The sequence below is a fragment of the Mycoplasma sp. Mirounga ES2805-ORL genome (genome assembly GCF_017084445.1).
Classification (GTDB): domain Bacteria; phylum Bacillota_I; class Bacilli_A; order Mycoplasmatales; family Metamycoplasmataceae; genus Mycoplasmopsis.
This window is the reverse complement of the sequence record NZ_CP070947.1, coordinates 350,639-362,941: the sequence shown is the minus strand read 5'-3', so window position 1 is coordinate 362,941 and position 12,303 is coordinate 350,639. Positions and strand designations below refer to the sequence as shown.

The 12,303-nt window shown below is 35.1% G+C and carries 11 protein-coding genes and 2 rRNA genes; 12 read left to right on the top strand and 1 reads right to left on the bottom strand.

The features are described 5' to 3' along the window. The 10 genes from rplN to mf1 all read left to right on the top strand — a co-directional run bounded on the left by rplN (position 1) and on the right by mf1 (position 4,841). On the top strand, positions 1–369 hold the full coding sequence (gene rplN, locus JXZ90_RS01545; protein ID WP_205848636.1) for a 50S ribosomal protein L14: 369 nt from the start codon (positions 1–3) through the stop codon (positions 367–369). A gap of 20 nt (positions 370–389) precedes the next feature. After that, entirely contained in the window at positions 390–710 is a 321-nt protein-coding gene (rplX, locus tag JXZ90_RS01540) for a 50S ribosomal protein L24 (RefSeq protein ID WP_205848635.1), read from the top strand. 3 nt (positions 711–713) lie between these two features. Further along, positions 714–1,262 (top strand): 50S ribosomal protein L5, encoded by a 549-nt coding sequence (rplE, locus tag JXZ90_RS01535; protein ID WP_205848634.1) that lies wholly within the window; start codon positions 714–716, stop codon positions 1,260–1,262. Beyond that, positions 1,262–1,447 carry a type Z 30S ribosomal protein S14 gene (locus JXZ90_RS01530; protein ID WP_205848633.1) on the top strand — a complete coding sequence of 62 codons (186 nt, stop codon included), beginning with the start codon at positions 1,262–1,264 and terminating at the stop codon, positions 1,445–1,447. Before rplE ends, JXZ90_RS01530 begins: the two co-directional genes overlap by 1 nt. A 2-nt stretch (positions 1,448–1,449) precedes the next feature. Next, on the top strand, positions 1,450–1,845 hold the full coding sequence (gene rpsH / locus JXZ90_RS01525; protein ID WP_205848632.1) for a 30S ribosomal protein S8: 396 nt from the start codon (positions 1,450–1,452) through the stop codon (positions 1,843–1,845). 9 nt (positions 1,846–1,854) lie between these two features. Further along, entirely contained in the window at positions 1,855–2,394 is a 540-nt protein-coding gene (gene rplF, locus JXZ90_RS01520) for a 50S ribosomal protein L6 (protein WP_205848631.1), read from the top strand. A gap of 19 nt (positions 2,395–2,413) precedes the next feature. Beyond that, positions 2,414–2,770, top strand: a complete 357-nt coding sequence (rplR, locus tag JXZ90_RS01515) for a 50S ribosomal protein L18 (protein ID WP_205848630.1) — start codon at positions 2,414–2,416, stop codon at positions 2,768–2,770. Next, positions 2,770–3,501, top strand: coding sequence for a 30S ribosomal protein S5 (gene rpsE, locus JXZ90_RS01510; RefSeq protein WP_205848629.1), 732 nt, complete (start codon positions 2,770–2,772; stop codon positions 3,499–3,501). Before rplR ends, rpsE begins: the two co-directional genes overlap by 1 nt. Positions 3,502–3,528: 27 nt before the next feature. Continuing rightward, a complete protein-coding gene (gene rplO, locus JXZ90_RS01505; RefSeq protein ID WP_205848628.1) occupies positions 3,529–3,969 on the top strand; it encodes a 50S ribosomal protein L15 in 441 nt (146 codons plus the stop codon). 110 nt (positions 3,970–4,079) lie between these two features. After that, the gene (gene mf1, locus JXZ90_RS01500) at positions 4,080–4,841 is read left to right on the top strand and encodes a diacylglycerol cholinephosphotransferase Mf1 (protein ID WP_205848627.1); all 762 of its coding nucleotides are present in this window, start codon (positions 4,080–4,082) and stop codon (positions 4,839–4,841) included. 21 nt (positions 4,842–4,862) lie between these two features. On the opposite strand, the gene galE is transcribed toward mf1, so the two are convergent. Further along, complete coding sequence (gene galE / locus JXZ90_RS01495; RefSeq protein WP_205848626.1) at positions 4,863–6,839, bottom strand: UDP-glucose 4-epimerase GalE; 1,977 nt, start codon at positions 6,837–6,839, stop codon at positions 4,863–4,865. Between the two features lie 421 nt (positions 6,840–7,260). Between galE and JXZ90_RS01490 the strand changes: the two genes are divergently transcribed. Both JXZ90_RS01490 and JXZ90_RS01485 read left to right on the top strand, forming a co-directional pair. After that, positions 7,261–8,773, top strand: a 16S ribosomal RNA gene (locus JXZ90_RS01490). Between the two features lie 327 nt (positions 8,774–9,100). Continuing rightward, a 23S ribosomal RNA gene (locus tag JXZ90_RS01485) occupies positions 9,101–11,981 on the top strand. The 16S and 23S rRNA genes sit together here, the layout of an rRNA operon. Positions 11,982–12,303 lie beyond the last annotated feature (322 nt).

Genomic DNA, 12,303 nt, shown 5'->3' with positions numbered 1-12,303 from the left:
ATGGTTTTAGAACTTTCTAAATTAAATGTTGCTGATAATTCAGGAGCAAAAGAAGTTGGAGTTATTAGAATTCTTGGTGGTTCCCGTAAAAAAACAGCTAATATTGGTGATGTAATTATTTGTTCAGTTAAAAAAGCTATTCCAAATGGTTTAGTAAAAGAAGGTCAAGTAGTAAAAGCTGTTATTGTTCGTTCACGTTATGGCATTCGTCGTGAAAATGGTTCACATATTTCATTTGATGACAATGCTGTAGTTCTAATTAAAGATGACGGTTCAATGAGAGGTTCACGGGTATTTGGCCCTGTTGCTCGTGAATTGCGTGACAAGGGATATGTTAAAGTTGTGTCATTGGCACCTGAAGTACTTTAAGAAATAAGTTAGGATAAATTATGAAATTTAGAAAAAATGATGAAGTTATAGTAACCACAGGTCAATATAAAGGCCGTATGGGTAAAATCATTAAAACTGACGAAAAAGCAAATAAAGTATGAATTAAAGATATTAACATTGTCACAAAACACAACAAACCAACTCAAGGTCAAGATGGTAAAATAACAAAATTTGAAGCTCCTATTGATGCTTCAAATATCGCAGTACTAGTTAAAAAAGCTACAAAAACATCAGTAGCTGTATATTCAAAAATTGGTTATTCATTTAACAAAGACGGCAAAAAAATTAGAATTAACAAAAGAACTAAGAAGGAGTACTAATATATGAATTTACAAGATCAATATACAAAAAAAATTGTTCCTGAATTAATGAAGAGATTTAAATACTCTTCAATTATGGAAGTACCTCGTCTAGAAAAAGTTATGTTAAATATGACTGCCGGTAAAGAAATAAATAATTCTAAAGCTATTGAAGAAGTTCTTAATGAACTAACTCAAATTTCAGGTCAAAAACCTTTTCAAACAAGAGCTAAAAAATCAAACGCATCATGAAAACTTCGTGAAGGAATGCCTATGGGTGGTAAAGTAACTCTTAGACGTTCAAGAATGTGAGATTTCGTTGATAAGTTAATTAATATTGCTATGCCTCGTATTAGAGACTTTAGAGGTGCAAGCCCTAGAGCATTCGATGGTCGTGGTAATTACTCATTAGGAGTAAAAGAAGAAATAATTTTCCCAGAAATACAATTTGATAAACTAAGAAAAATAAAAGGATTAGATGTTCAATTTATAACAACTGCTAAAACTAATGAAGAAGCAAAAGCGTTGTTAGAATTAATTGGAATCCCATTTGCAAAAGGAGAAACTAAATAATGGCTAGAAAATCATTAAAAGTAAAAGCTAAAAAACATCCTAAATTCTCAACTCGTGCTTATACACGTTGTGAATTATGTGGTAGACCACATGCTGTTTTAAGAAAATACAAAGTTTGCAGAATTTGTTTTAGAAATCTTGCTCACGAAGGTAAAATTCCAGGTATGAAGAAAGCGAGTTGATAATTATGTTTATAACAGATCCTATTTCAGATATGATTGTTCGTATCAAAAACGCTAATCAAAGAAGATTTAAAACAGTTAACATTCCTTTTTCAAACAAAAAATCTAAAATCCTAGACATTTTACTTAGTGAAGGTTATATAACTTCATTTGTTGTTAAAGGCAAAGGGAAAGATAAAGTTCTTGAAGTTACTTTAAAATATAAAGGTACTCAAAGAGCAATTATTGATTTCAAACGTATTTCAAAACCAGGTCTTAGAGTTTACGCAGCTGTAAACGAAATTCCTCAAGTACTATCGGGATATGGTACTGCAATAATTTCTACTTCAAAAGGTTTATTAACTGATAAACAAGCAAAAAAGGAAAATGTTGGCGGTGAAGTTCTTGCCTACATTTGATAGGAGGTATTTATGTCACGTGTTGGAAATAGAATACTAACTATCCCCACAGGAGTAGAAGTAAAACAAGAAGGTCTAGTATTTACAGTTAAAGGACCTCTTGGAGAATTAAAAAGAGAATTTAGTCCATTAATAGCTATTAATGTTCAAGGCAGTGAAATAACAACAATTCGTGCTAACGAAGAAAAAGCAACAAAACAATTACATGGAACAACAAATGCACTTATTTCAAATATGCTAAAAGGTGTTTCAAAAGGATTCAAAAAAGAATTAGTAATTAAAGGTGTTGGTTATAAAGCTACATTAAAGGGTAATATCCTAGAAATAGCTGCTGGTTATTCACATTTAGTTAATTTAGAAATTCCTAATGGAGTTAAAGTCGAAGTTCCTAAAGCAACTGAAGTTTCAGTTAGTGGAATAAATAAAGAAGATGTAGGGCAATTTGCTGCTCTAGTGCATGATGTGAGAAAACCTAATCCTTATTCAGGTAAAGGTATTGCATATGTTGGCGAATACATTCGTCGTAAAGAAGGAAAGACTGCTGCTAAGTAGTTAGAAGGAGAATAAAAATATGGCAAATTTAAGTCGGAACGAAGCACGTAAAGTAAAACACTTACGTGAAAGAGTATCAATTATTGGAACTTCTACAAAACCTCGTCTTTGCGTATACAAATCACATCAAAACTTTTATGCACAATTAATCGATGATTCTAAAGGAATTACCTTAGCTAGTGTATCTACATTAGAAAATGGTAAATATAACGGTAACATTGAATCAGCTAAAAAAGCTGGCAAAGAAATGGCTGAAAAAATTTCTAAATTAAAAATTAAAGAATTGGTATTTGACCGTTCAGGTTACATTTACCATGGACGTGTTAAAGCATTTGCTGAAAGCGTAAGAGAAAATCTAAAAGGAGTGAAATTCTAATGGCTGAAGAAATGAAAAAAGAAAATGTAGCTCCTCAAAATAATGAGGCACAAGCTAGTGCTACAAAAGAAGTTACAGGGCCTAAAAAACCTAATACTTCAACTAGAACACAACAAGGTCGCCCAGACTCTAAAAAAACTATTTGAGAAAAGAAGGCTTCAACATCACACTCACAAAACCGTGGCAACAAAGATAAAAACTCAAACTCAAAACAACGTTCATCAAGAAACTTTTCATATGATAGATCTCAAAATGAATTTCAAGAAAAAGTTGTTCAAATTAGTAGGGTTACTAAAGTTGTTAAAGGTGGACGTCGTTTCTCATTCGCTGCTTATGTTGTAGTTGGTGATAAAAAAGGACGTATTGGGTTTGGTCATGGAAAAGCTAATGAAGTACCTGATGCTATTAAAAAAGCAATTAAAGATGCTAAAAATAATATTGTAACTGTACCTATTGAAAATAAAATCACAGTACCTCACGAAGTTCAAGCTAAGTTTTTAGCTTCTAGAGTTTTATTAAAACCAGCTCCTAAAGGTAAAGGTATTGTTGCATCTGGAACAGTTCGTGCTGTTGTTGAGTTGGCAGGATATTCAGATATCTACACTAAAACATATGGTTCACGTTCAAAAACAAATATTGTTCGCGCAACATTTAAAGCATTAGAAGCTCTAAGAACACCTAAGCAAATTGCTGAAATCAGAGGAAAAGAAGTTAAAGACCTTTTAGGTTAATAAACTCTTTTTAGGAAAGGAAATATAATGAATCAAGCATTATCAAATCTTAAACCTACTGAAGGTGCTCGTAAAGATAAACATCGTGTAGGTCGTGGTCACGCTGCTGGTAAAGGTAAACAAGCGGGTAAAGGTCAATCAGGTCAAAATAAACGTAAAGGTCATAGACCAGGATTCGAAGGTGGTCAAACGCCTTGATTCCGTCGTATTGGGAAACGTGGTTTTACAAATGTTAATCATGTTGAATATCAAGTTATTAATTTAGCTGATTTAGAAGCTAACTTTAAAGCAAACGCTAAAGTTAATGTGGAAACACTTTCAGAAGCAAATTTAATTAAAAGAAATTTACCAGTTAAATTACTAGGTAATGGTGAATTAACTAAAAAATTAGATGTAACATTACATGGAGCATCTAAATCTGCAATTGACGCTGTTGAAAAAGCTGGTGGCAAATTCACACTTTTATAAGAAATTTATAAATAAAACAATAAATTTGAAAGACGAGAATGCATTTCTCGTTTTTTTAATTTAAAAAGGAGAACATAAAGTAAAATAAATATCTAGGAGAACAATTAGTTATGAATCAAAAACAAGCTAAAGTTTATGAACTTTTAAAAGATTTTATTGAGATAGCGAATAAACATAATCTTGAATATTCATTATTTTATGGAACTATGTTAGGGGCTATAAGACATAAGGGTTTTATTCCTTGAGACGATGATGTTGATTTAGTTATTCCTAAAAAAACATTAGATTTTCTGATCGAAAATTATCCTGAAAAAATAAAGTATTATAATAACAGCAATAATTTTTTGCACATTCCCAAATATACCAATGATTCAGAAGATAATGAAGATGCCATCTTTTTAGATCTATTTGTAGTTGTTAAATCAACTAAAAAAAGAGTTAAAAAATATTCATCTTTTTCTAAAAAAATCAGGTATTTAAAAAATTTCACAAAGAGAAAAGTGTTTAAATGCCAATGGGGTCTTAAATTTTTAAAAGTTATATTATGCTGAACTTGATTAACTAAAAGATTTACTTTTGATGAGGCACTAGAAATACTAACAGATGAAAGCGGAGATTTGTTTTCAGTAATTAACTGGCCATTTAGAAAAGTTAGTATGTTAAATATTTATAATAATTTAGATTTTAAAAATACTTCATTATATAAATTTGAAGATATTGAAGCTAAAATATTTAATAATTATGAGGAAATATTAGTAAAAAATTACACTAAAAACTGAAGGATGCCTAAAAAAGTCTTTTTAAATGAACACTTAGGTTTATACGACATGAATGTTTTCACAACTAAGAGAAACAGAAATAAAAGTTTTTAAAAAAAATAATGGTTTATTTTTTTAGTTACCATTATTTTTAAACAAATTAATTATTGGTTTACATGAATTAACGAATATTTTTCAAGCATGAATTGAAATTTTAGGTTTTCAATTATATTTTTTAGCAAGAGGAAGAATGTATTCCTTGACATATTCAACTATTTTCACTTTTAGACTATCACTTATTTTTCTGTGGAATAAAACTAATAAAGCTAGTCAGTTATAAAATTTAGCATCAATCAATAAGGTTTTATCTTTTTCATCGCAAACATCTGAGTCTACATATTCAAGAGCTTTTTTATAAGCTTCATTTAAGTATTTTAATTTATTGCTTAGGTTATTATCATTAAATGATGAAAGAGAGTTATCTCTTCTAAAATATCTAATTCCAAAAACATTAACATGAGTGAAAGTTTTTGCATTTATAAATATTTTAGTTACAGGCGCTATATCTTCATAAAGTCTAGTTCCGATTTTTAAGTTTAATGAATCAAAATATGATTTTTTAATAAAATTTCCTCAAAAGTAGACTATGTTATATGTTAAGAACTTAGTTCCACTAGTGATATTGGTGTAGTTATATAATGGCGGTAAGATTGTATATTCTCCACTTTTTTTACTAAATTTAAAAGTGTATTTGCTTGTTAAAATATCCGAATTTGTTTTTAAAGCTTTTCTAGACATTTTATAAATAGCGTTTTTATAAAGATAATCATCATCATCTAAAAACATAAAATATTTAGTATCGCAATGTGAAATTAAAATATCTCTAACTGCTCCTAACCCTAAATTTTTATCTGTTTTGATTACTTTAAATCTAGGATCGTTTGCGACCTTAGATTTTACAAAATCATAAGTTCCATCAGTACTTGAGTCATCACAAATAACTACTTTAAAATTATTTTCATTTTGATTAAGGATACTTAATAAGGTTTTTTCAAAATAACTTTTAGCATTATAAACAGGAACTAGTAAGGTAACTACAGGCTCTTTTAGTATGGCCCTACTTATTTTATTTTTATTATTAAATATTTTATTTCTTCATTCAAATTCACTTTTAACAATTTCATCAATACCATATTTATTTTGAAAATTCATTTCCTTAGCTATTTTACTTGAATCAGCAATTAATAAATCAGGGTCACCAGGTCTTCTTCTACCATATTCGTAATCAATTTTTATATTATTAGCTTTTTCAAAAGCATCAACTATTTGTTTTACAGAGTAACCTTTTTTAGAACCTACATTGAATATATTAGAGTTATTATTATCTAAATATTTTACTGCTTCAATATGAGCTCTTGCTAAATCTACAACATGAATATAATCTCTCACACATGTGCCATCAGGTGTATTATAGTCATTTCCAAAAATCTTTAATTTATCAGTTATATGAAAATATGATGAACTAATAGCAGGAATTATATGATTCACTTTACTTTGATCTTTTGTTAAATATCCTATTTGTAAGCTATCTGAAGCTCCCGCTACATTAAAGTATCTAAAAATAATATATTTAAAGTCATGAACTCTTGCTAAATCTTTAATCATAGTTTCAACAACTAATTTACCTGCACCGTATGGATTAATAGGTTTTTGTTCATCTGTTTCTTTTAGAGGTTTACCTTCACCTAAGCCATAAGTAGCAGCAGTTGATGAAAAAATTAATTTCTTAACATTATATTTTTGAATACACTTTAAGGTGTTTAATGCTCCAATAATATTATTATTATAGTAATCTAGAGGCTTTTGAACCGATTCTCCAACCGCTATTTTGGCAGCTAATAAAATAACTACATCAATTTTTTGCTTTTTAAAAACTGCTTCTAACGAATTTAAGTTAGTAAAATCGCCTTTATAAACTTTTGCTCCTTTTGTAAATTCTTTAAAACCTGTTGAAAAATTATCAAAAATAATAACTTTTTCATTTTTAGCTAATAATTGTTCTTTAATATGTGATCCTATATAACCAGCACCACCTATAAGTAGATATGTCATTATATTCTCCTCTTTATAATATATTTATATAGTTTAATATCATTTTAATTTCTTAATATTATATTAGATAATGATTTAAATTTCAAAATCAAGCATTTTCCCTCTAATTTTGTAAATTTATTATGCTACAAGAGGCTTGAAACTGAATAACTTAATTTTTTAGGCAAAAAATAAAAAAAATATTTCTTATATATAAAAAAATTGATATACTAACTAAGACTATTGTGCTTAAAGTACAAATAAGTAATCTAATTTATTTAAAATTTAAACTGTATTTTCCAGTAAAAAAATATTCGAAAAAAAAGTTTTAATTTTTTCTAAACATTTATTTATTTGTGTGTATAATAGTTCTTGCTATGTACAAAATAGCAACAAAAATGTTCTTTGAAAACTAGATATATAAACATGACAACAAGTCAATTTTTTCGAGAGTTTGATCCTGGCTCAGGATGAACGCTGGCTGTGTGCCTAATACATGCATGTCGAGCGAAGAACTTCGGTTCTTAGCGGCGAATGGGTGAGTAACACGTGCTCAACGTACCCTTCAGATTGGAATAGCGGTTGGAAACAGCCGATAATACCAAATACCCGTAAATTTCGCATGAAGTTTACGTAAAAGGTCCGTTTGGACCGCTGGAGGAGCGGGGTGCGTAACATTAGCTTGTTGGTGAGGTAACGGCTCACCAAGGCGATGATGTTTAGCGGGGTTGAGAGACTGAACCGCCACACTGGGACTGAGATACGGCCCAGACTCCTACGGGAGGCAGCAGTAGGGAATATTCCACAATGGACGAAAGTCTGATGGAGCGACACAGCGTGCAGGATGACGGCCCCATGGGTTGTAAACTGCTGTGGTAAGGGAAGAAAAAGTAGTGTAGGAAATGACATTACCTTGACGGTACCTTATTAGAAAGCAACGGCTAACTATGTGCCAGCAGCCGCGGTAATACATAGGTTGCAAGCGTTATCCGGAATTATTGGGCGTAAAGCGTCTGTAGGTTGTTTGTTAAGTTCGGCGTTAAATTTTGGGGCTCAACCCCAAACCGCGTTGAATACTGGCAAACTAGAGTTATGTAGAGGTAAGCGGAATTCCTTGTGAAGCGGTGAAATGCGTAGATATAAGGAAGAACACCAAAATGGCGAAGGCAGCTTACTGGGCATATACTGACACTGAGAGACGAAAGCGTGGGGAGCAAACAGGATTAGATACCCTGGTAGTCCACGCCCTAAACGATGATCATTAGCTGATGGAGAGTTCGTCGGCGCAGCTAACGCATTAAATGATCCGCCTGAGTAGTACGTTCGCAAGAATAAAACTTAAAGGAATTGACGGGGACCCGCACAAGCGGTGGAGCATGTGGTTTAATTTGAGAATACGCGTAGAACCTTACCCACTCTTGACATCTTCTGCAAAGCTATAGAGATATAGTGGAGGTTAACAGAATGACAGATGGTGCATGGTTGTCGTCAGCTCGTGTCGTGAGATGTTCGGTTAAGTCCTGCAACGAGCGCAACCCTTATCCTTAGTTACTAACATTTAGTTGAGCACTCTAAGGAGACTGCCCGAGTAATTGGGAGGAAGGTGGGGACGACGTCAAATCATCATGCCTCTTACGAGTGGGGCAACACACGTGCTACAATGGTCGGTACAAAGAGAAGCAAACTGGTGACAGGGAGCAAACCTCAAAAAACCGATCTCAGTTCGGATTGGAGTCTGCAACTCGACTCCATGAAGTCGGAATCGCTAGTAATCGTAGATCAGCTACGCTACGGTGAATACGTTCTCGGGTCTTGTACACACCGCCCGTCAAACCATGGGAGCTGGTAATGCCCGAAGTCGGTTTATAAACAAACTGCCTAAGGCAGGACTGGTGACTGGGGTTAAGTCGTAACAAGGTATCCCTACGAGAACGTGGGGATGGATCACCTCCTTTCTACGGAGTACAAAGAAATATAAACACCTTGTTTATATTAACAACTTTACTAGGCCTTATTTATTTTTTGTGTTATGTGCTTTTTTTAGGTCTAAAAAGCTTTATATCTAGTTTTGAGAGAACATTCTCTCAATTGTTCTTTGAAAACTGAATAGTAAATTAAAGATATTTACAACGACATCAAACTAAATTAATTAAATGGTTAATTTGTTTTGATTCATCGAGTAATCAATATTATTTATATAGAAATATATAAACACTATGATTCATTGAAATGTCTTATAATACACATCAACAACTATATAAATATAAACAATAGGAAAATACTTTTAAATAAGTAAGAGTTTGTGGTGGATGCCTTGGGTCTGGAAGTCGAAGAAGGACGTGATTACCTGCGATAAGCCTCGTTAAGCTGGAAATGAGCAATAAAACGGGGATTTCCGAATGGGGAAACCTAACTAGAGTAATGTCTAGTTGCCATAGTACTGAATACATAGGTATATGAGCGAGACACCTTGTGAACTGAAACATCTTAGTAGCAAGAGGAAGAGAAAATAAATAATGATTTCTTTAGTAGCGGCGAGCGAACGAGAAAGAGCCCAAACCACTTTTAGTGGGGTTGTAGGACGGTCTACATAAAGTTACAAAGTTTAATGATAGCAGAAGCTCTCTGGAAAGGAGCGGCGCAGAGGGTGAAACCCCCGTAAGCGAAATTGTTAAACCTTTTGACCGTATCCTGAGTAGGGCGGGGCACGTGAAACCCTGTCTGAATCTGCCGGGACCACCCGGTAAGGCTAAATACTAACCAGACACCGATAGCGAACTAGTACCGTGAGGGAAAGGTGAAAAGAACCCCGAGAGGGGAGTGAAATAGATTCTGAAACCACTTACTTACAATTAGTCAGAGCCCGTTAATGGGTGATGGCGTACATCTTGCAGTATGGACCGGCGAGTTATGTTTGCATGCAAGGTTAACCGGAAAAAGGGGAGCCGTAGAGAAATCGAGTCTTAATAGGGCGAATTAGTATGCAGTCATATACCCGAAACCATGTGATCTATTCATGAGCAGGTTGAAGCTTGGCTTATCCCAAGTGGAGGACCGAACCGTAGTACGCTGAAAAGTGCCCGGATGACTTGTGAATAGCGGAGAAATTCCAATCGAACTTGGAGATAGCTGGTTCTCCTCGAAATAGCTTTAGGGCTAGCGTGTAGTGTTAAGTAGTGGTGGTAGAGCACTGAATATGGAATGGCCGCGCCTAGCGGTACTGACTATAATCAAACTCCGAATACCGCTATGTACTGCTATGCAGTCGGAACCGGGGTGCTAACGTCCCGGCTCGCGAGGGCAACAACCCAGATCGTCGGCTAAGGTCCCAAAATCATGTTAAGTCAGAAAGGTTGTGAGATTTCATAAACAACTAGGAGGTTGGCTTAGAAGCAGCCACCCTTTAAAGAGTGCGTAATAGCTCACTAGTCAAGAGATCTTGCGCCAACAATGTAACGGGAGTTAAACATGATACCGAAGCCACGGGCACGAAAGTGCGTTAGAGGAGCGTTCCTAGGGCATCGAAGCCAGACCGTGAGGACTGGTGGAGCGCTAGGAAGTGAGAATGCCGGTATGAGTAACGATCCGTAGTGAGAATCTACGGCGCCTATTGGGGAAGGTTTCCTGGGCAAGGTTCGTCCACCCAGGGTTAGTCAGGGCCTAAGGCGAGGCAGAAATGCGTAGTCGATGGACAACAGGTTAATATTCCTGTACTTTCTTAAATGTGATGGAGTGACGGAGAAGGATAATCTTACCTCTTATTGGATTGAGGGGCAAGCAGTAACTGGTGATTGTAGGAAAATCCGCAATCTATAACCGGGAGCTGTGATGCATAGCGCAAGCGAATTAGATGATTTCATGCTTCCTAGAAAAGCTTCTAAACTTCAGTTTAATGAAACCTGTACCGAGAACGGACACACGTCCCCAAGATGAGTATTCTAAGGCGAGCGAGAAAACTAGTGTTAAGGAACTCTGCAAAATGACCCCGTAAGTTCGCAAGATGGGGTGCCTACCCTAAGAAGTAGGCCACAGAAAATTATGAGGGGCAACTGTTTATCAAAAACACAGCTCTCTGCTAAACCGCAAGGTGATGTATAGGGGGTGAAGCCTGCCCAGTGCCCGAAGGTTAAGTGGATGCGTTAGCTTATGCGAAGCGTTGAAATGAAGCCCGGGTGAACGGCGGCCGTAACTATAACGGTCCTAAGGTAGCGAAATTCCTTGTCGGCTAAATACTGACCTGCACGAAAGGCGCAATGATCTCTCAACTGTCTCAACACTAGACTCGGTGAAATTATGGTCCCAGTGAAAACGCTGGGTACCCGCATCAAGACGAAAAGACCCCATGGAGCTTTACTACAACTTCGTATTGAAATTTGGTCTAACATGTGTAGGATAGGTGGGAGACTTTGAAGCTAGGACGCTAGTTCTAGTGGAGTCAACCTTGAAATACCACCCTTGTTATATTGAGTTTCTAACTTGCCATCATAATCAGGTGGGAGGACAGTGCGTGGTGGGTAGTTTGACTGGGGCGGTCGCCTCCTAAAGAGTAACGGAGGCGTTCAAAGGTACACTCAGTACGGTCAGAAACCGTATGTAGAGCGCAAAGGTAGAAGTGTGCTTGACTGCGAGACTTACAAGTCGAGCAGGTGCGAAAGCAGGACTTAGTGATCCGGCTGTACATTGTGGAATGGCAGTCGCTCAACGGATAAAAGTTACCCTGGGGATAACAGGCTTATCTTGCCCAAGAGATCACATCGACGGCAAGGTTTGGCACCTCGATGTCGGCTCATCGCATCCTGGAGCTGGAGTCGGTTCCAAGGGTTGGGCTGTTCGCCCATTAAAGCGGTACGCGAGCTGGGTTCAGAACGTCGTGAGACAGTTCGGTCCCTATCTGATGTGGGCGTTGGAATATTGATGAGAGCCGCTTTTAGTACGAGAGGACCGAAGTGGACATACCGCTGGTGTTCCAGTTGTTCCGCCAGGAGCATAGCTGGGTAGCTAAGTATGGAAAGGATAACCGCTGAAAGCATCTAAGTGGGAAGCCTCCTCAAAGATTAGTATTCCCTTGAAATTCCTTGTAGACTACGAGGTTGATAGGCTGGATGTGTAAGCACAGCAATGTGTTTAGCTGACCAGTACTAATAAATTGATTGGTTTAAAAGTAAATGTGTATTTAGGCATTTTAATGAACCATACTTAACTTTAATTACTATTCAGTTTTCAGAGAACATAGCGCAAAGGCGCTTTTTTTTATTCAATTTTTATTTAACAATTTAACAAAAATTAAGAAATAATGAAATTATTAACACTAAATATTTATATAACTTATATTTAATGTAAAAGTACTAATTAATATAAAAAAACTCAAAAATTGATCAAAGTTTTTACCAAGTACATTTTGATTTATTCGTAGGAAAAACAATAAAGAAATCAAAAAAAAAGTTGTAAATTTATTTGTGCGCATTAATTTAATATAATATTTAAG